Annotated in this window: 25 protein-coding genes and 1 tRNA gene; 5 read left to right on the forward strand and 21 right to left on the reverse strand. The window is 38.3% G+C overall.

The window, feature by feature from the left end:
- Positions 1-37 precede the first annotated feature (37 nt).
- The 10 genes from AB8525_RS03965 to AB8525_RS04010 all read right to left on the reverse strand — a co-directional run bounded on the left by AB8525_RS03965 (position 38) and on the right by AB8525_RS04010 (position 6,661).
- Positions 38-874: a lysophospholipid acyltransferase family protein gene (locus AB8525_RS03965; RefSeq protein ID WP_369152735.1), complete on the reverse strand. Its 837-nt coding sequence runs from the start codon at positions 872-874 to the stop codon at positions 38-40.
- A gap of 1 nt (position 875) precedes the next feature.
- Entirely contained in the window at positions 876-2,312 is a 1,437-nt protein-coding gene (locus tag AB8525_RS03970) for an AMP-binding protein (protein WP_369152737.1), read from the reverse strand.
- On the reverse strand, positions 2,313-2,540 hold the full coding sequence (locus AB8525_RS03975) for a phosphopantetheine-binding protein (RefSeq protein WP_369178758.1): 228 nt from the start codon (positions 2,538-2,540) through the stop codon (positions 2,313-2,315).
- Positions 2,540-2,896: an aspartate 1-decarboxylase gene (gene panD, locus AB8525_RS03980; protein WP_369152740.1), complete on the reverse strand. Its 357-nt coding sequence runs from the start codon at positions 2,894-2,896 to the stop codon at positions 2,540-2,542. The genes AB8525_RS03975 and panD overlap by 1 nt, the downstream gene beginning before the upstream one ends.
- A gap of 4 nt (positions 2,897-2,900) precedes the next feature.
- Positions 2,901-4,034 carry a sodium ion-translocating decarboxylase subunit beta gene (locus tag AB8525_RS03985; protein ID WP_369152742.1) on the reverse strand — a complete coding sequence of 378 codons (1,134 nt, stop codon included), beginning with the start codon at positions 4,032-4,034 and terminating at the stop codon, positions 2,901-2,903.
- 1 nt (position 4,035) lies between these two features.
- The gene (gene oadA / locus AB8525_RS03990; RefSeq protein WP_369178759.1) at positions 4,036-5,868 is read right to left on the reverse strand and encodes a sodium-extruding oxaloacetate decarboxylase subunit alpha; all 1,833 of its coding nucleotides are present in this window, start codon (positions 5,866-5,868) and stop codon (positions 4,036-4,038) included.
- 4 nt (positions 5,869-5,872) lie between these two features.
- Positions 5,873-6,115 (reverse strand): OadG family protein, encoded by a 243-nt coding sequence (locus tag AB8525_RS03995; RefSeq protein ID WP_369178761.1) that lies wholly within the window; start codon positions 6,113-6,115, stop codon positions 5,873-5,875.
- 12 nt (positions 6,116-6,127) lie between these two features.
- A tRNA-Leu gene (locus AB8525_RS04000) sits at positions 6,128-6,212 on the reverse strand.
- Between the two features lie 8 nt (positions 6,213-6,220).
- Positions 6,221-6,439 (reverse strand): translation initiation factor IF-1, encoded by a 219-nt coding sequence (infA, locus tag AB8525_RS04005; protein WP_010645628.1) that lies wholly within the window; start codon positions 6,437-6,439, stop codon positions 6,221-6,223.
- Between the two features lie 54 nt (positions 6,440-6,493).
- Positions 6,494-6,661, reverse strand: a complete 168-nt coding sequence (locus AB8525_RS04010) for a hypothetical protein (RefSeq protein ID WP_369178763.1) — start codon at positions 6,659-6,661, stop codon at positions 6,494-6,496.
- 65 nt (positions 6,662-6,726) lie between these two features.
- Between AB8525_RS04010 and metF the strand changes: the two genes are divergently transcribed.
- Positions 6,727-7,548, forward strand: coding sequence for a methylenetetrahydrofolate reductase [NAD(P)H] (metF, locus tag AB8525_RS04015; RefSeq protein ID WP_369178765.1), 822 nt, complete (start codon positions 6,727-6,729; stop codon positions 7,546-7,548).
- Between the two features lie 84 nt (positions 7,549-7,632).
- Here metF and AB8525_RS04020 read toward each other — a convergent pair whose 3' ends face one another.
- The 4 genes from AB8525_RS04020 to AB8525_RS04035 form a co-directional block, all read right to left on the reverse strand.
- Entirely contained in the window at positions 7,633-7,779 is a 147-nt protein-coding gene (locus AB8525_RS04020; RefSeq protein WP_369149988.1) for a hypothetical protein, read from the reverse strand.
- 39 nt (positions 7,780-7,818) lie between these two features.
- Entirely contained in the window at positions 7,819-8,253 is a 435-nt protein-coding gene (locus tag AB8525_RS04025) for a hypothetical protein (RefSeq protein WP_369152753.1), read from the reverse strand.
- Between the two features lie 73 nt (positions 8,254-8,326).
- Positions 8,327-9,046 carry a uroporphyrinogen-III synthase gene (locus AB8525_RS04030; protein ID WP_369152755.1) on the reverse strand — a complete coding sequence of 240 codons (720 nt, stop codon included), beginning with the start codon at positions 9,044-9,046 and terminating at the stop codon, positions 8,327-8,329.
- Positions 9,047-9,059: 13 nt separating this feature from the next.
- Positions 9,060-9,656, reverse strand: a complete 597-nt coding sequence (locus tag AB8525_RS04035; RefSeq protein ID WP_369152757.1) for a hypothetical protein — start codon at positions 9,654-9,656, stop codon at positions 9,060-9,062.
- Between the two features lie 41 nt (positions 9,657-9,697).
- On the opposite strand from AB8525_RS04035, the gene AB8525_RS04040 reads away from it, so the two are divergent.
- From AB8525_RS04040 to AB8525_RS04055, 4 genes are read left to right on the forward strand one after another with little or no spacing between them, the layout of a single operon-like run.
- Positions 9,698-9,850 (forward strand): hypothetical protein, encoded by a 153-nt coding sequence (locus tag AB8525_RS04040; protein ID WP_369152760.1) that lies wholly within the window; start codon positions 9,698-9,700, stop codon positions 9,848-9,850.
- A 20-nt stretch (positions 9,851-9,870) separates the two neighbouring features.
- On the forward strand, positions 9,871-10,824 hold the full coding sequence (locus AB8525_RS04045) for a calcium/sodium antiporter (RefSeq protein WP_369178767.1): 954 nt from the start codon (positions 9,871-9,873) through the stop codon (positions 10,822-10,824).
- Positions 10,821-11,264, forward strand: a complete 444-nt coding sequence (gene tsaE, locus AB8525_RS04050; RefSeq protein ID WP_369152765.1) for a tRNA (adenosine(37)-N6)-threonylcarbamoyltransferase complex ATPase subunit type 1 TsaE — start codon at positions 10,821-10,823, stop codon at positions 11,262-11,264. The genes AB8525_RS04045 and tsaE overlap by 4 nt, the downstream gene beginning before the upstream one ends.
- Positions 11,255-12,352, forward strand: a complete 1,098-nt coding sequence (locus AB8525_RS04055) for an N-acetylmuramoyl-L-alanine amidase (protein WP_369178769.1) — start codon at positions 11,255-11,257, stop codon at positions 12,350-12,352. The genes tsaE and AB8525_RS04055 overlap by 10 nt, the downstream gene beginning before the upstream one ends.
- A gap of 9 nt (positions 12,353-12,361) precedes the next feature.
- Here AB8525_RS04055 and AB8525_RS04060 read toward each other — a convergent pair whose 3' ends face one another.
- The 7 genes from AB8525_RS04060 to dsrK are packed head-to-tail and all read right to left on the reverse strand — an operon-like array spanning position 12,362 to position 19,969.
- A complete protein-coding gene (locus AB8525_RS04060) occupies positions 12,362-12,694 on the reverse strand; it encodes a HesB/IscA family protein (RefSeq protein WP_369178771.1) in 333 nt (110 codons plus the stop codon).
- Positions 12,691-14,028 (reverse strand): cobyrinate a,c-diamide synthase, encoded by a 1,338-nt coding sequence (locus AB8525_RS04065; protein ID WP_369152772.1) that lies wholly within the window; start codon positions 14,026-14,028, stop codon positions 12,691-12,693. The genes AB8525_RS04060 and AB8525_RS04065 overlap by 4 nt, the downstream gene beginning before the upstream one ends.
- 25 nt (positions 14,029-14,053) lie before the next feature.
- Positions 14,054-15,253 carry an NrfD/PsrC family molybdoenzyme membrane anchor subunit gene (nrfD, locus tag AB8525_RS04070; RefSeq protein WP_369152775.1) on the reverse strand — a complete coding sequence of 400 codons (1,200 nt, stop codon included), beginning with the start codon at positions 15,251-15,253 and terminating at the stop codon, positions 14,054-14,056.
- 15 nt (positions 15,254-15,268) lie between these two features.
- A complete protein-coding gene (gene dsrO / locus AB8525_RS04075) occupies positions 15,269-15,997 on the reverse strand; it encodes a sulfate reduction electron transfer complex DsrMKJOP subunit DsrO (protein WP_369152778.1) in 729 nt (242 codons plus the stop codon).
- Positions 15,997-16,380: a sulfur reduction protein DsrJ gene (locus tag AB8525_RS04080; protein WP_369152780.1), complete on the reverse strand. Its 384-nt coding sequence runs from the start codon at positions 16,378-16,380 to the stop codon at positions 15,997-15,999. Before AB8525_RS04080 ends, dsrO begins: the two co-directional genes overlap by 1 nt.
- A gap of 16 nt (positions 16,381-16,396) precedes the next feature.
- Positions 16,397-18,361, reverse strand: coding sequence for an NAD(P)-binding protein (locus tag AB8525_RS04085; RefSeq protein ID WP_369178773.1), 1,965 nt, complete (start codon positions 18,359-18,361; stop codon positions 16,397-16,399).
- A gap of 15 nt (positions 18,362-18,376) precedes the next feature.
- The gene (gene dsrK, locus AB8525_RS04090; RefSeq protein ID WP_369152784.1) at positions 18,377-19,969 is read right to left on the reverse strand and encodes a sulfate reduction electron transfer complex DsrMKJOP subunit DsrK; all 1,593 of its coding nucleotides are present in this window, start codon (positions 19,967-19,969) and stop codon (positions 18,377-18,379) included.

Raw genomic sequence — 19,969 nt, forward strand, 5'->3', positions numbered from 1 at the left:
TTTAGATTAAATAATAAAGATTTTTGCATAAAAATCGCTATTTTGGCTGACAATTTTTAAAACGATTATTGGCCCAAAACCATTGTTCTGGATTTTTCAAAATAGTCTTTTCCATTTTGTGAGTTAGTGAGTGAGTCAATTGCTCTATTTTTTGAGTATTTGTCGATTTAAGCGCGAATTCTTTATCCACTAATTCTATATTCACCATATATTCATTGTCTTTTTTATTTGGCAATATGTAAATAAAATATAATGGTTTTTTAGCTAATATTGATAATGAGGTAGCAGTTTTAGGAGTGGTCGTTTGAAAGCCTAGGAACGAAACCTCTAATCCTTTATTTTTTAAATCATTATGAACAAAAACACTTTCCCCTTGATTTAACGCCTGTGCTAATTGGAAAAAAGTTGTATTAGATTTTTTAATATAAGGCACACCCAGGTAGTGCAAAACGCGTAACCCAAGTTGGTGTAGTGCTGGGCTTCTTTTTCCCGCACCTATCATAGTGCGGACCTTAACACCCTGTTGCTTAAGTGCATATGCTGCACTATCAGCCTTACCCATGTGTATTGATGCAAATATAGCACCACCATCAGTTAGTTGTTCTATTGGAATAGGGGAATTAATTACATAACTGTGTTTTTTAATATCAAGAATATTAATCATATTAACGACAACATTAGAAATAGAAAGCCGTGCCAAAGTATCAATTTCTTGTTCTGAAAAATCCTTAAGGGAGATTTTCATATCTTTACAAATTCGCGTTAATTTAGCACGCAATGAAAGCCATATCAAAAGTTTGATAAATATTAAGCGAACAAAACTAGGCGCTTTCAATAGCCTCCATAAAAATGCCAATAAAATTCGTTGTGCCATCTCAAAAATCCATATATTGTTTTAATAATTGTTGGCTATCTATCTTTAGATTATGAGTTAATGGAAAAACAGAATGAAAAACATACTCACTAGGAATCATATATTTAGGTAATCTATGCTCAAGATAAGTATTAATTATATCCATACTACTATCACTTGTTTGTATAAAAGCAACCAGGCGAATGACTCGCCCATTACGCTCTAACGGCAAAGTTCTAACATTAGAAACATCTTCCAATTGCTCGATAATGTGATTTATTTCACCTAAATCAATGCGGTGCCCATTGTATTTAATCATATTATCTTGACGCCCAGCAAAAAATAACCTATTATCTTGTTGGTATGCCATATCCCCAGTAGCATAATAATACACACCTTCTTTATTGGTAGTAAAATTATCATTATTAGCATTTAGATAACCAATAGAAACACCCTTTCCACTAATTAATAGTTCACCCGTAACATTGCCTTCAAAAATACCACTATTTTGAATATCAATATGGCAATCAATATTAGTGTTACCAATAGGAAGTTGCTTATAAGTATTCAATATATCTCGATTAATTTGAATACTGCTTACCATAACAGTTGTTTCTGTCGGTCCATAAGTATTAAACAATTTCAGATTAGAAAAATGTGAGAGTAATAAATTAGCCAGTTGCCTAGACAATACTTCGCCACAAAAAATCATTAAATCTAAGTGCGGAAAGTTTTTATCATTAAATGTTTTATCAAAACCAAATGCAAATGCAAAAGAAGGTGTTGAAACCCACACATTACAGTGATATGCTAAAAATCTACCTTTAAATAACTCTATATCTAGGCTGACTTTTCTATCCATTAAAACCAGACTAGCACCCAAACTTAATGCATTAACTAATTCAAATATTGATAAATCAAAACTTAATAACGCTTGATTCATAAACACCTGTTTGGAAGATAAATCAAAACTTTCTTGCGACCAAACAATAAAGTTATTTACATTTGAAGCACTAATTTGCACACCCTTTGGATCCCCTGTGCTACCAGAAGTAAAAATAACATAGGTCAGAGGATCGTTTTGATTTTTTTGAGAGCACACTTCCCCCTTGCCAAATAGCGTTATTAAACCAGATGCTACATCAACCAACAAACCTTTTTTTAATTGTTGTTTTACTTTATCAATACGCTTTTCAGGGTAACTAATATCAATCGGAACAAAAGGAATTTCAAGTATTAAACAGGCAAGTATTAACACTATAAAATCAGCTTCTTTATGTCCGTATAAAATAACTGGTACAGTTAATCCGTTAGTTTTTTTATGTAATTGAATAACCTGATGGTCAACTTTTTGCTTTAATTCAGACCAACTAACATCTATATCTGATCCAGAAACAGCTAACTTATCGCCCTCTTTTTCAAGTGATAGAAAAGACCTTTTTTTAAAGCAAAAAAACATCTAAAGCTGTGATTTTCTCAATAAGAATTGATGTAACTTATTAATACTATCAAAATTTTGCTCGGTTACTTCACTTAAGTCAACTATCAGCTCTAACTTTTGCTCTATTTCAAGTATCAGTTCAATAATAATCACAGAATCAATCAAACCCGATGAAATTAATGCATCGTCCTCACCTAACTGTTTTAAAACCAACCCTTGAATAATATTTTGAATAACCTCTTTCATCATTTTATTTTAGTTAAGATATTTTTTCCATCAACATAACACAGAGTTGGTGCATAGTTTTTCACTTCAACTTCGTTGTAGCTGGCATAAGCAGCAATAATTAATAAATCGCCAATATCTGCCTTATGTGCTGCTGCACCATTTACTGAAATTACCCCTGAATTATCCTTGCCACGAATTGTATAAGTGGTAAAACGCTTACCATTATTAATATTATAAATTTGAATTTGTTCAAAAGCGTCAATTCCTGCTGCATCTAATAAAACACCATCAATCTCACACGACCCTTCATAGTCAACTTCACTAGCAGTGGTTGTTACACGATGGAGTTTAGATTTTAGAAAAGTTCGTTGCAAAGGACTAACTCAAAAATTGAATCATAATGCCTGCGGCTATCGCTGAACCTATCACTCCCGCAACATTTGGACCCATTGCGTGCATTAATAAGAAGTTATGCGGGTTAGCCTCTAAACCGACTTTGTTAGAAACACGGGCTGCCATCGGCACAGCAGAAACCCCTGCTGAACCGATTAAAGGATTGATTTTATTTTTTTTACTAAAGATATTCATTATTTTTGCCATTAATACACCGCAAGCAGTACCAATACCAAATGCCACCATACCCAGTAATAAAATACCCAAAGTTTCAGGTTGTAAAAATTTATCTGCCATCAATTTGGAGCCTACAGCCAAACCCAAAAAAATAGTCACAATATTAATCAGTGCGTTTTGTGTGGTGTCGCTCAAACGGTCAACCACACCTGATTCTTTCATTAAATTACCGAAAGCAAACATACCTAATAATGGTGCTGCATCTGGCAATAATAATGCTACTAATATTAGCAACATAATCGGGAATATAATTTTTTCTTTTTGCGATACTTCCCTCAACTGCACCATCTTAATTTGACGCTCTTTTGCAGTCGTCAATACACGCATAATCGGTGGTTGAATCAAAGGTACTAGTGCCATATAAGAATATGATGCGACCGCAATTGCGCCGAGTAAATCTGGGGCTAATTTTGACGCTACATAGATACTAGTTGGTCCATCTGCACCACCGATAATGCCAATCGCAGCTGCATCGGTTAGACTAAAATCAAAAACACCTAATGCAGTTAAACCAATAGCACCCAATAGGGTTGCAAAGATACCGAATTGTGCAGCAGCACCAAGCAATAAAGTTTTTGGATTGGCAAGTAAAGGCCCAAAATCCGTTAATGCGCCAACACCCATAAAGATAATGAGTGGAAATGCACCCGACTCAATACCCACCATATAAAATATATGCAAAATACCATTACCTTCTGCAATACCTGCACCGGGGATATTCGCCAAAATCGCACCAAAGCCAATCGGCAACAATAACAAAGGTTCAAATTTTTTAACAATAGCAAGATACACAAGTAACATACCGACAATTAGCATCAGCCCTTGCCCCCACACCATTTGTTGCAAGCCTGTATTTGACCAAAGTAGATTCAACTGTTCCATATTATGCTAATGTTAACAAGGTTTGCCCAACAGTAACTGCATCGCCTTCTTTGACGCTAATATCTCCCACAATACCGCTACGAGCTGCTTTAATTTCAGTTTCCATTTTCATCGCCTCTAAGATAACCAACACATCGCCTTCGCTAATTTTTTGATGTTGTGCCACCATCACTTTCCAAATGTTACCTGACAACGGAGCACCGATTTCTTCAGCATCATCAATAAGCACATCATCAATAATTTCTTTTTCTACTGGGGCAACAGAAACATTTCTATCAGAAGCTGCCTTCATAGAAGTGATACTACCTCCCGCAGACACATCTACCGTATAAGAAGTACCCTTAACGGAAACTGTATAAGTGCCTTTTCCATTTGAATTATTACTGGTATTACCGTCCTCTTGTGGCACTGGTTCAAAAAAGTCAGGGTTATTGCGATTTTCTATAAAATTAATCCCCACTTGTGGGAATAACGCATAAGTCAATAAATCATCAACCTTATTAGCAGCAACCGTTAAACTTTTTTCTGCCACAATCTTATCAAATTCTTGCTCAAGAATGTGCATTTCTGGTGCAATATTATCAGCTGGCCTGCAAGTAATTGGCTTTTCACCATCCAGCACTTTGTTCTGTAAATGTTTATCAACTGGGGCTGGTGTTGCACCATATTCGCCTTTTAAAACACCTGCGGATTCCTTAGTAATAGTTTTGTAACGCTCGCCCGTTAAGACATTTAAAACCGACTGTGTGCCGACAATTTGTGAAGTCGGTGTGACTAATGGAATATAGCCCAAGTCCTTACGCACTTGAGGGATTTCAGCCATTACCGCATCCATTCTATCAATAGCGTTTTGCTCGTGCAACTGACTTTCCATATTAGTTAGCATACCGCCTGGCACTTGCGACAATAAAATTCTGGAATCAACACCCCTGAGCGAGCCTTCAAACTGTGCGTATTTGCGACGAATAGTCCGGAAATAAGCATCAATTTCTTCCAATTTTTCTAAATCTAAACCTGTTTTTCTTGGCCCATTTTCTAAAATCGCCACAATAGAATTAGTCGCTGAATGTCCATAGGTCATGCTCATAGAGCCAATCGCAGTATCCACACGGTCAATCCCTGCTTCTACGGCTTTGACAATGGAAGCCGTTGATAAACCTGTGGTTGCATGTGCGTGTAGTTGAATCGGAATATCTACCGTCGCTTTGAGTTTTTTCACCAAATCGTAGGCATCATAAGGATGTAACAAACCTGCCATATCCTTAATACATAAAGAATGTGCACCCATATCCTCAATAGCTTTCGCCATATCTACCCAAGTTTGCATAGTATGCACAGGACTCACGGTATAAGAAATCGTGCCTTGTGCGTGCTGACCGAGTTTCACCGTTTGATCAACCGCTGTTTTCAGATTGCGCATATCATTCATCGCATCAAAAATACGGAAAACGCTCACGCCATTTTCAGCACAGCGTTCCACAAATTTACGCACTACATCATCACTGTAATGACGATAGCCCAATAAATTTTGCCCTCTAAGCAACATTTGTTGTGGGGTATTCGGCATCACTGCCTTTATTTCACGGATTCTATCCCAGGGATCTTCACCCAAATAGCGAATGCAAGAATCAAAAGTTGCACCGCCCCAAGATTCTATAGACCAATAGCCAATCTTATCGAGTTTATCGGCAATCGGCAACATATCGTCAATACGCATTCTGGTTGCAAACAAAGATTGATGGGCGTCACGAAGTACTAATTCAGTGATTTCCACCTTTTTGGTATCGCCCTGATTATTAGGCTTTCGAACAATATTTTTTAGAAAATCTAGCATTCTTCTACGCTCCTGTGTGTATCTTGATTGCTTCTTCAATGACAAATTTCGTTTCTTCGTCTATTTCTTCATCCATTCCACCCACGCTTGCTGCAATAGGGGTTAATTTGTTCATTTTTTGAATAACAACGGACATCAATTTAGTCACAAACACTAATAAAGTCAAAAATAAAAAGACAAAACCCATCCCAAAAAGGGTTAGATTAAGCGCATTTTCCATTAAGTTTATCTGTTCCATATTACTCATTCTCTTTTAATTTGGTACCGATGGACGGGGTCGAACCGTCACTCCTTGCGGAACTGGATTTTGAATCCAGCGTGTCTACCAATTCCACCACATCGGCAATATTTCTTATTTATGTCGGAAAGTAATTCTACCCTTAGTCAGGTCATACGGCGTCATTTCTACCGTGACTTTATCCCCTGGCAAAATACGAATATAGTGCTTACGAATCTTACCAGAAATGTGTGCCAATACACTGTGTCCATTCTCTAGCTCAACGGTAAAAGTGGTGTTAGGTAACTTCTCTTTAACAACACCTTCTAACTCAATATAATCACTTTTTGACATATTTACTTGACAACTTTATAAATAAAAGACGCTATTTTACCCCATTGTTACATCTTATACAAAAGGGTTTAACATTAGGAGACCTTTGCATAAATAGGGATGATTAGCAAAATGACAGATTTTATTAAATTGGAAATTTTTTAAATCCACTCCTAGCAGGGCTAAGGGTGTTTTTAAAAAGTTTGTAATTTGATGAAAGATGGCGTTTTGATGATTATTCATATTTATGCAAAGGTCTCATTAGGTAAATACGCTATAATTAGTATTTTTAGATAGATTTGACACAAATGAAAACAAGTTTTGAGTTTTTTCCATCAAGAACCGATAAAGGGCAACAAACTTTAGCACAAGTTCGGCAAAAATTAAGCCTTATTAATCCTGAGTATTTTTCCGTGACTTTTGGCGCAGGTGGTACAACGCAAGACGCAACTTTAGAAACCGCACTGGATATTCAAAAAAATGATGGTATTTCTGCCGCACCGCATTTATCCTGCATCGACTCAAAAAAAGATAATATTACCGCCTTATTAGACCAATATAAATCCGCAGGCATTAATCGTATCGTCGCACTTAGGGGTGATATTCCATCAGGTGTGCGCGATATTGGTGATTTTCATTATGCCAATGAATTGGTAGAATTTATCAAAACCCAATACAATGACTACTTCCACATCGAAGTCGCCGCCTACCCCGAAATGCACCCGCAAGCCAAAAATATTCAAACCGACACAGCTCATTTTGTCAATAAAGTAAAGGCAGGTGCTGACGGTGCAATTACGCAATATTTTTACAACGCCGATGCCTATTTTAGATTTGTCGATGAAGTGCAGAAATTAGGCATCGACATCCCAATTACCCCCGGTATTATGCCCATCACCAGCCACACGCAATTAGTCAGATTTTCCAATATGTGCGGTGCAGAAATCCCAAAATGGATTTTGGAACGATTAAAACTATACGAAAATGACCTGAACACACTTAACATATTCGGCACCGAAGTCGTCATTGAACTATGCCAAACTCTAAAAAATCAAGGCGTAGACAGTTTCCATTTTTACTCAATGAATCGCGCTCAACCTTCTTTGGAAATTGCTAAGACGCTTTTGTAGATGATGAAAAAACATAGATAATATTCCTATCTATGCTCGATAATAAATTATTAAATGGTGATATTAAATTGACCTTTGCATTACTTAGAGACCTTTGCATAAATAGGGATGATTAGCAAAATGACAGATTTTATTAAATTGGAAATTTTTTAAATCCACTCCTAGCAGGGCTAAGGGTGTTTTTAAAAAGTTTGTAATTTGATGAAAGATGGCGTTTTGATGATTATTCATAATTTATGCAAAGGTCTCTATTGATACTACTTATTAAATTTAGTGTTTAGACTGTACCCAATTTTGTAATTTATTCAATGCATCTTTGTCTTTGGAATGACAGTGTTCTTCAAGGGTTGCTAGTCGTTCAGTGAGTTCGGAGAATACCATTTGGTGGTGTTGGTTTTTGAGTTCTTCTTGGTAGAGTTTGGTTTTTAGCTTGGTAATGATGCCTGTATAAACTTTGTCATTTGTGCTGTGGATTGCATTGTCAGCTTCGATTTTGTAGGTAGCATCATTTTTGATTTGTTGCATTTTTTGAATGTGTTTGTCTTCTTCAGATTCCAAACTTGCATTTGGGTATGCCAATCGCAGACTGTCAGTGGTAACATAGCCTTCGTGTGATTGTAGTTTACCACTGTTGATTTGATGCTGGATATCAAAGCGACTGATGCCAAGCATTCTGGCCGCTTTCGAAACGCTTAATTTAACCATTCTACCCCCCAAGAAATAACGATAGATTGATAGAATAGCCTTCTTTATCTACTGCGTCAAGTGTATTAGAGTTTTATGAAATAGTTTGGACGGCTTTTAACAAGCCTTTATCGCTGGCTTCGGTTGCGACTTCAATTTGACTAAAACCCACAGACTGTGCGACTGTTTTAATGCGTTCACTCAATACTGCGAGTGGGTAATGGGTGATAGTATTGAGTTTTTTTGCGTCTATTTGTTCAACCATTGAGAGCAATGCCGTTAAGTTTTCAACGCTTGTAGCAGTGATGATACCTTTGCCATTTTGTAAAAAGGCTGATAAAGAATCACGATGTTTGGTGGTGATGGAACACAGTACACGCTGATAAACTTCGATATATTCAACGCTATTATTTTGCTCTAATCCCTCTTTTAGCGTTTCTCTGCCACCTTTGCCCCGAAAAATCAAAATAGAGCAATTGTGTAATGCTTGTATTTTATCCAACGCTAATAGAGCTTCACTGGATGCTTTTTGCGGGGGAAAGTCCGTGACCTTAATGCCGTATTGTTCTAATTTTTTTGCGGTGGCAGCACCTACGGCAAAAATTTGTGTGGTTTGATGATTGAGTGTTTTTAGTACTGTCAAACCATACTCAACGGCATTGGCGCTGATAAAAATTAGTGCATCATAATGGGTTTTAAGCGGGGTATTGTATAGTGGGTTGATTACCAAACTGGGGAATAACACAGGTTGATAGCCTTGCTCACTCATCAGATTTTGCAAAGGCTGCACTTGCGACAGTGCGCGTGTTAACAAAATATGCACGCTTTTAATATCCTAATAATTCAGCGATAATGCGGATTTTGTCCAAGGCTTCGCGTTCTGCAAATTTACAAATCAAAATGGCTTTGGTATTCACGCTTTGAATGTCTTCTAAATAACTACGCATTTGTTTTTCGTCCCATACCTGTTCAGAATATAACACAGGATATTGATTAAAACTCAGTGTTGAACCCGATACTTGCACTTCCTGCAATTTCAATTTAAGGGGTTTTTTGGATTGAAAACACACTTTATAAGCTGATAATAGCGCCATAATGGCTTTGCTCGGTGTGTCATCCACTTCGCAGAATAAAATAAAATCATCTGCATACTCTTGCACATCGTTTAATAATCCTTTCAGCGTTGCCTCATCAGTGAATTGCGATTCTTCAATTGTTAATACCAACAAAAAATCATCTTCCTCGTCTTCTCTTATGTCATCAAAGATTTGTTCGAGGTCTTCGTCGGTGTCAATTGCCAAAGACAGTGCCTTAAAAATGGCGGTGTAATAATCAAAACGCCAATCCTCTGGCAAATCATCAGGATAGAAATCGTCTTGTAGATCCAAGCCACTACGACCAATTAAAAATTCTGTTTTACTCATTTTGTTTGATATCTCTTTATAATAGAGACCTTTGCATAAATATGAATAATCATCAAAACACCATCTTTCATCAAATTACAAACTTTTTAAAAACACCCTTAGCCCTGCTGGGAGTGGATTTAAAAATTTCCAATTTAATAAAATCTGTCATTTTGCTAATCATCCCTATTTATGCAAAGGTCTCTAATAGGTGAAAAAATTTTACTCATAAATTATGCCCGACATTCTACTACCAATTATCGCCTTGTTAACAGGTTTTGCATTTTTAATTTGGAGTGCCGACGCATTCACTGAAAATGGGGCGAAAATTGCCACTATTTTTAAAGTATCGCCTTTGATAATTGGCTTGTTGATTTTTGGTTTCGGCACTTCTGTCCCAGAGATGCTGGTGTCTGGATTGGCAGCCATAAACGGCAATACAGGTATTAGTATCGGCAATGCCATTGGCTCTAATATTTTTAATATTGCTTTGGTTTTGGGCGTTAGCGCGATGATTGCCCCGATTGAAGTGAAAAGCAGCATTCTGCAAAAAGAATGGGTATTTTTGATGTTAGTTACCCTTGTTGCTGGATTTTTACTTTGGGATAAACATCTTGATATGATTGATGGCTTAGTTTTGGCATCTTTATTGGTGATATTTCTCACTTATACTTTTAAAACTGCCAAAAATAACAACATCCACGAATTTGACGAAGCAGTAGAAACAGTTGAAAAAAATCAAATTAGCAAAACTTGGGTGATGCTGATTGTTGGCTTGTTGGTATTAATTGGCAGTGCAAAATTAATCGTTTGGGGTGGCGTGCAAATTGCCCAAAGTTTCGGGGTGTCCGATTTAGTGATTGGATTAAGTGTGATTGCACTCGGCACCAGTTTGCCAGAATTGGCTGTTTCAGTCGCCAGTGTTTTGAAAAAGCAGTATGAAATGGTCGTCGGCAATGTCATTGGCTCCAACCTATTTAATACCATCGCAGTATTGGCTATCCCTGGTTTGATTCATCCATCAGATGTGGAAAATGAAGTTATTACGAGAGATTATCCTGTGATGTTATTACTCACGATTTTATTGTTCGTCGTTTCTTACAAATTCCATAAAAAACACATTATCAATCGTTTTGAAGGCGTTATTTTAGTGTCTGTCTTTGGCATTTATATGTGGCAACTGTTTTGAAAATAACACTTAACAGTGAAACTGCCACACAGCAATTTGCACAAAAATTGGCACAGAATATTAAGCCACCTATGGTGATTTATTTGCAAGGGGACTTGGGCGTGGGCAAAACCACCTTTGCAAGAAGTTTTATTCAGTTTTTCGGCTTTGACAAAGTCAAAAGTCCGACCTATTCCTTAGTGGAAAGTTATCAAAATGACGCAATTAATATCCATCATTTTGACTGCTATCGCCTCAGCGACCCCGAAGAATTGGAATACATTGGCATCCGTGATTACACAAACACCCCTGCTATCCAACTGATTGAATGGGCAGAACTTGGCACAGGAATGATTGCCCCTGCGGATTTAACGATTGCACTCAGCGGTGATAGTGAAACAAGGGAATTAATGCTGACCGCACAAAATGACATTGGAAATACCTTGTTACAATGCGTCTAAAACTGTTTTTAATCACCTTGCTATTATTTGGTACTGCATCTGCCAAAGAAAAAATGATGCTATACGATTTCCGCTTTTGGACTTCGCCAGAACGCACTCGCATTGTGATTGATACTGAAAAAGACATACAATATCGCGTTACCAATCACGCCAATAAAATTGATTTAACCATTCAAAATGCCAAACTTTTGCGTACCACTTATGACAAAGTTTTTTACCAAGATATACGTATCAAACACACAAAACTCAAGCGTAAATTACAAGCAATGCATCTGCTATTTACCATTAGAAAAGGCTATCGTGTTAAAAGTTATATGCTCAAACCCAACTCAAAATACACCTATCATCGATTGGTAATTGATATTTATGATGAGGATAAAAAACCCATTAAGAAGCCCATTAAAAAGATTGCTCAAAAAATTATTTTAATTGACGCAGGTCACGGTGGTGAAGACCCTGGTGCAACAGGTTATTTTCAAACAAAGGAAAAGCACATCACCTTAGCTATTGCTAAAAAACTGGCGAATAAGCTCAATAAAACCCGTGGCTTTAAAGCGCGTCTCAGCCGTAAGGGAGACTATTATGTAGGATTAACCAAACGCATTCGTATCGCCCAAGCCAATCATGCGTCTTTATTTATATCCATCCACGCTGACTCTGTCAAACACACAAGTGCAAAAGGTGCGTCAGTTTACACCCTATCAAAACTCGGTGGCTTGACCAAGTTTGCCAAACGATTAGAACGCTCACAAAACACTGCTGACCAATTTGGTGGTAAGGAGGAAATGACAAAAGGTGATAAATACCTCAATAAAATCCTATGGGGTTTTTCTAGAAAAGACCGTGATATTCAAAGTAAAAAACTCGGGCGATTAATTCTACAGCAAATGCAAAAAATCGGACCACTGCACAAGAAAAGACCACAAAAAGCAGGTTTTGTCGTTCTAAAAACTCCCGCTATTCCGTCAGTTTTGTTAGAAACCGCTTTCATTTCTAATCCACAAGAAGAAAAGCGTCTTAACAATAAGAAAGAACAAGACAAAATTGCCACTGCCATCTACCACGCCATCCTAAACTACTACAAATAATTTTGGAATTTAGGTTTTTTTAGGGGCATTATCTCCTTCAGGAGGTTGGTAGTTTGGATCGTTGGGGTTCATAAAAAGGAAACCATATCCGCCTTCAGTATCAATTTCATCAAAATCAACTACCGTACCTTCTAATAATTCTTTTTGCGCGTAGGTAAGGATATATTCAATACCATTTGATTCTAAGTGGATATCGCCATCTACACGCTCATCAAAGCCCATTAAATATTGAAAGCCTTCATCTGTTTTGTCAATAGCAAAACGCATTTGTAGTCCTTGTGTATCTGGGTTTTGGGTGGATAGTCCGATTTCTTCAGCGGCGCGTTTAGTAATTGTAATCATTTTTTAGTCTTTATAAAGTTAATAAATTGTTCAACCCAATGGTTACCACCGACACTGCGTAAATGCGTGTAAGTAGCGAGTAGGTTATGTAGCAAAATGCCGTCTTGCATATTATCCACACCTACACCGCGTAAAACCTTATAGGCATAGTGGGTTTTTGGGTTAATATTTTGCAGTTTAGAATAATGGAATTCATGTGCATAAATTTGCTCAGCAACACCATCCCATGGATGCTTATCGGTGGGAGTGAGTTGCACATAACCCCTGCCAATCGGTTTGGATGTCATTAGTGTGTTTGCTTGAATGACACCGACCATTTCGTGTGATTTACCTTGGTGAATGATGGCTTGACTGAGATACATCAAACCACCACATTCTGCATAAGTAGGTAGCCCTTGCTCTATCTTTAATTTTATGTCAGTCATTAAAGATTGATTGGCGCTCAATGCATCAAGTTGCATTTCTGGGAAACCACCACCGATGAATAAGCCATCACATTTTGGCAAGGTTGTGGCTTTTAGAGTATCAAAATATTCAATCTTAACGCCGAGTGATGTGAATGCATCCAAGTCATCTTGATAGTAAAAACCAAAAGCCTTATCTTTTGCCACAGCAACAGTTAAATGCTTAGGCTCTACGATTGGCGCTGCCGTATTGGAGATAGTTTTGTTATTGAGTGCTAAGATTTTATCCAAATCTACTTGATCAGCAATGAGTTTGCCTGCACAATCGATAAAATTTTGCGATTGTGCTAATTCATTAGCAGGCATCAGCCCCAAGTGGCGCTCATCAATAATAAGTTCTTTAGAGCGACGAATAGCACCCAAAATAGGCATATCAGTGTAATGCTCGATGGCTTGAATAAGTTTTGATTGATGGCGTTCACCTGCTACTTTGTTAAGAATGACACCAGCAATATTAACTTTTCTATCGAAAGCCTGATAACCCATTAGCAAGGGGGCAATGCCACGCGTAATGCCATTGGTGTCAATGACTAAAATCACGCTTGAATTGAGTAATTTTGCCATATCAGCATTAGCATCACCGCCCGTTGTATTCATCCCGTCATACAGCCCTTTGTTACCTTCAATAAGGGTAATATTACCTTGTTGTTGATTGAACAATTGGGTGATTTCTTGTTTAGACATTGTATAGAAGTCTAAATTATAACAAGGGTTGCCACTGGCTTGAGAGAGCCAAATTGGGTCAATGTAATCAGGGCCTTTTTTGAAAGCTTGGACTTTATGTGATTGTGCTTTAAAAGCGGCACATAAACCTAAACTGACAACAGTTTTGCCAGAGGATTTATGGGCAGCAGAAATATAAATGGACATCGTCTGTCCCGATTATAGAATCGGTTTATTTTTTATGGTGAGGGTCTGCCACATCATCTGCAAGACTTTCGGGTAGGAAGGGTAGAAATTTAATCAAAAAAGTAACTGCAATCAATGATACTGCAACACCGCCTAAGCCTAATATTATTTCAGGTAATGAAGGCGTGTAAGTAGCAATACCGCCATAGCCTTCTAAAATTTCTTTGCCTGGAAATATTTCCATTGGATAAGCTTGTCCGCCAACGATAATGACATATAATTGTGCAATACCGCCAATTAATACCAATATAGAGGCTAAACCCAAAGTAGAGCGGTTGCCTTTTAATGCAGGGTGATAAATCAATGCCATTGGCACTAAACCGCCAATTACAATTTGCCCTATCCAGAATAATGGCGTGTAAACATGCTCACCAAATAAGATGAAACTTTCAACACCTGAATTTTCAGCCAAATACAAACTACCTAAATGCTTAACTACAACAAAATACATTACCGCCGCTACAAATACGCCCAATAAATTACCAAGACGATTAACAATCACATCGCCTAATGGGCGCTCAGTCCATTTGTAACTTGCCATTAAAATCAAAATAAAGAACGCTAAACCAAAAGCAAACGACATAATAATAAACATCGGTGCCATAATTACCGCGTCATAAGCTTGACGCGCCACCAAAAAACCAAAGATAGAACCTGTGCCCGTCGTTAAGATTAAACGCCAAGAGAATGCTGCCAAACCTGCTTTAGCGGTAAATTTATTCATACGGCGTTCAAACATCATCCACAAATAAACTGCGACAATAACGAAGAAACCATTATATAAAATAATATTCCAGGCAAAAATTGAGTTGAAGTTGTATTCAGTCATTGCCACGATTAGACGATCAGGGCGTCCCAAGTCTAATACTAATACCATCAGGCCACCAGCCAATAATGCCAATGAAACCAAACCCGATAAACGCGCTAATGGCTTATATATTTTCTTACCAAATACTGAGGCAATTGAAGCAACATTCAACGCACCTGAAGCCGCAACAATTAAGAATAAAGCGAACACATGAGGCATACCCCAAACAATGCGATTACTCATACCTGTCACATAATGACCGTGGTGTTCCATAAACAATACACTGCCAAGTGATGCTAAAATCAGAACGCCAAGACCTGCAATTAGCGCATAAAAACCTAAACTTCTTCCTTGAATTTGTTGATAACGAATGTTCATAATTTATTATATTCCTTAAATACCGCTATAACGCACACCAGTATTCAGATTTAAATCTGCTCTGATTTGCGTGCTTTGAACTTTTTTAAGCACTCGATTGATTTTACTGTTGGCATCATACAAATCACCAAAAATTACTGCATCACTGTTCACTGCTTCTGCACAGGCGGGCATTTCACCTTTATCAACACGGTGAACACACATTGTGCAAGATTCTACTGTTCCTTTTCCGCGTGGCATATGTTCTTTTTGATTACTTAAATCTTCATGTACAAATGAACGAGAATCGTAAGGACAAGCCATCATGCAATAACGACAACCAATACATAAATGTCTATCCACCAAGACGATACCATCTTCACGCTTCATTGAAGCATTTGTTGGGCAAACATCTACACAAGGCGGTTCGTCGCAATGCTGACACATCATTGGTAATGCATCAATTTTACCTGTTGCCTTGTCTTTAACTTTGACTTTTCTAATCCAGTTTGCCTTTTGGTCACCAGTAGAGTGCTCTTCAAAACCCCAACCATTTTCTTCTTGACAGGCAAAAACCATATCATCAATATTAGTCTCGGTCAATTTATTGGTGTCAATCAGCATGCCCCAGCGTTTTTCATTGGTTACTGGGTTTTCATCGGCGGCAAAAGTGGTTAAACTAATGCCACTGGCAATGGTTGCCACGCTTGCCGTAGCAACGCCGGTGCTCTTAATAAAGTCACGACGATTTAGTTTTTTACTCATTATAAATCCTCTTCTGGTGTGGTACGATGACAGGAAAAACAATCCAAACTGGTGCCGACTTTCTGATGGCAGGTTGAGCAGAATTGATCAGGTGCATTAACAGGAACATATTCATCATTTTTAGTTGCACTGTGGCAATCAACACATTGCTTTAATGAGTTGCGTTTGCTGCGAACCCCTTGGCGTAAAGTTTTATCGCGCTTGTGCATTAAAAATGCAGGGTGCATTTTCCTAATTTCAGACAAACTGGGGTGAATATCTCGACTCCTACCCTCTTCTTTTAACTCAGTGGCTTTATCACCTAGATTAACATGTTTATCGCCATCATATGCAAACACACTATTAAGAGACAGTGTTAGAAAAATAATCAATAAATGCTTCATATTCATTCTCTTTAAATTACTCACCCAATCCCATTTGAATATAGCCCGTAGGACATACATCGGCACAGATATGACAACCGACGCACTTGTCATAGTCAGTATCAACATAACGACCTAAGGTTGCTTTATCTTTCTTAACTTTAAATACCGCATCTTGTGGGCAATACATTACACAGTTATCGCACTCAAAACATAAGCCACAAGACATACAACGCCCTGCTTCTGCTTGTGCCTCTTCTTCGCTATAACCAATTAATCGTTCATCAAAGTTGCCCAATACATTGTCAACATCAACCAATTTATGATTGCGTGCATTGCGTTCTTCATTGTCAAAATGCCCTAAGAACAATTCTGTGTGTGGAATGATAGAGGCAAATGAACGGTCTTCGTAGTTATGCACTGCATAACCTGCTGTATCCGTGCCTTCGCCTAACTCACCGTCTTTTTCATATTTTGAAGGTGCTAAATCCCACTCATTCAGTTTTGACATAAGATCAAAGTAGTGTACATCGACTTTACTACGAACCTTTTGGTTGTTGCCATCAAGGTAGTCGCCAATACTTTCAGCCACAATACCCGCTTGACCAATTGCTGTGGTCAATAAGTGTGGACGAACCACATCGCCACAAACGAAAAAACCGGGTTTGTTAGGGATTTGAAAATTTTTATCGGCATCAATAAAACCATGTTTGTTGAAGAATGAATCGTCCATACCTTCGCCATCAACACCTTGTCCAATGGCGGGCACGATTAACTCACATTCAACTTCAAATTCAGAGCCTTCAATTGGGGTGGAGCCATCTTCTTCTAGACGCACAAAACGCAATGCAGTCGCACGACCTTCTGCGTTTTTAATTACTTCAATTGGGCTTAACTGACCTTGAATTTCAACGCCTTCACGATTTGCATCGTCAATTTCTTCTTGTGCCGCTGGCATATTTTCAATGGTAGAACGAGTGGTTAATAATACATCTGCACCTAATCGTTTAGAGGTATCAACTACATCATGTGCCGTGTCGTCAAAAATAACGCGTTCAGGGCGATCTTTGTCCGCTGCATTTTCAATATTACCTAAACGACGAGCCACAGAGACCACATCAATTGAAGTATCACCACCACCAATACAAATCACTTTGCCAGTGATGTGTTTGAGACGACCTTGATTGTAAGCTTCAAGGAAGGCAACACCAGAGACGCAGTTAGTGGCATCGCCACCAGGAATTGGCAACGAACGACCGCTCATTGCACCGATGGCAAATAAAACAGCATCGTAATCTTTTTCTAATTCTTCCATAGAGATGTCAACGCCAACTTTGGTGTTCATTTTGGTTTCAACGCCAGTTTCTATAATACGATCAATCTCATATTGTAATACATCGCGTGGTACTCGATAGTCAGGAATACCATACATCATCATCCCGCCTAATTGCTCGTATTTTTCAAATACGGTCACGCTATGACCTTGTTTGCGTAATTGTAATGCTGCTGATAAACCGCCACAACCACCGCCAATAATAGCCACTTTTTTACCCGTGTCTTTGGCGTTAATTTCAAATTTGTAGCCTTCTTTTTTGGCGTTATCACCAATAAATTGCTCTACTGCATTAATACCAACCGTATCTTCCACTTCATTACGATTACAGCCGTCTTCACAAGGTGCTGGACAAACGCGACCCATAATAGAGGGGAAAGGATTAGCGTCTGTTGAACGACGGAATGCGTATTCTTGCCATGACATATCACCCGCTGGCTTTTCCATACCACGAACAATATCTAACCAACCACGAATATCGTGACCAGAAGGACAAGAACCTTGACATGGTGGCGTTTGACTGACATAGGTTGGACACTTGTGTGAGGTGTCATTTTGAAAAATCTTTTGACTCCATGGCACTGTACCTAAATCATCGTCTTCATCCTTAAACATTCTGAATGTGTGGTTTTCGCCCTTGTGAATTTGTCCGTACGGGTTCTTTTGCATTTCAAATCTCCTTATTTATTCTACTGTTTCTGTTATTGTTTCTTCTATCGGCATTTCAGCTTCAGAATCATCGGTTTGTGGTTTGTCCATAATAATTGCCTCACTCACCAATTGATGGGCACTGACAATCATATAAGGGTCAAAATCAAATTTTGGCAACACTTTGCTGAATTGTGATTTACAAATTGCACAAATGGCAACCAGTGTATCCACCGCATCAGTTTTTTCCACTTCTTTGAGTGCTTGCATTCTTGGCATTGCACCCTTAATACGGATCTCCATTAAGTCGTCTGTTAATAGACCGCCGCCGCCGCCACAACAAAAGGTAGATTCCATAATAGTTGAGCGTTCCATATCCACATAATTATTACAAACGGCCTTAATCACTTCTCGTGGTAAGATGAATTGACCGTTTGGAATGCCACCCATATTAGTCGCCCTAGCGACATTACAGGAATCGTGGAAAGTCACCGTTCTGTCGTCATTAGCTGACTTGTCAAATTTCAATTTATTGCGTTGAATTAAATCGTGTGTGTATTCAATAATATGTTGTGGCTGTGGGTAACGAGAATCCAGTTGGTTTTGTAATTTCATTGCGTGCTCATCACTGATATCTGCACCTGCACCAACACCCGATAAGGTATTCCAAAAACTATACGCAACACGCCAAGCATGTCCACATTCACCAACCATTACGCGGGATACTTCTAAATCAAGTGCGGCTTTACGAATTCTCAGGGCAGCCTTTCGCATAATATCGTAAGAACCAATAAACATACCGAAGTTTGCGCCTTCGGAGGCATAAGAACTCATCGTCCAACTAACACCATCTTGGTGAAAAACTTTACCATAGCCAATCAAACCATCAATATGTGGTTCGGCGAAGAAATCAGCCGATGGGGTAATGAGTAAAATTTCAGCACCTTTTTGGTCTAATGGGTATTTGACTGCAACACCTGTTTCTTCTTCAATTTCTTCTTCAAGGTCAAGCAAGGTGTCTCGCAATGCTGGTTCGGGTAAACCTAAGTTATTGCCTATTGTAATTGCCTTGCCGAGAATTTGGTTGCAATATTTTTGACCAATACCAACCGCATCCAATACTTCACGAGCTGCCATTGAAATTTCGGCAGTGTCGATCCCGTATGGACAAAACACCGAACAACGACGACATTGTGAACACTGGTGAAAATAGTTATACCAATCATCTAGCATTGCATCGTCTAATTCTTTAGCGCCAACTAATTTAGGAAAATATTTACCTGCAAAAGTAAAATGGCGACGATACACGCTTCTAAATAAATCTTGGCGTGCAACTGGCATATTTTTTGGATCAGATGAACCAAGGAAGTAATGACACTTATCAGTACAAGCACCGCATTTGACGCAGGCATCTAAAAATACCTGAACGGAACGATACTTGGATTTAAGTTCGCCCATTTTATTAATAGCAACTTCTTGCCAATTATCTACTTTTGCACCTGGAAACCCTAAGGGGGTTTGAAATTCTTCAACGGATTTAAATGGACCATCGCCAGCCATTACCCCTTCATTCATCTTAGGAATTTCTAAATAAGTAGGTAATTTTGGTACTTCGAAATCATCAGCCAT

Source organism: Candidatus Thiodubiliella endoseptemdiera, assembly GCF_964212635.1.
In the GTDB taxonomy this organism is placed as follows: Bacteria; Pseudomonadota; Gammaproteobacteria; order PS1; family Pseudothioglobaceae; genus Thiodubiliella; species Thiodubiliella endoseptemdiera.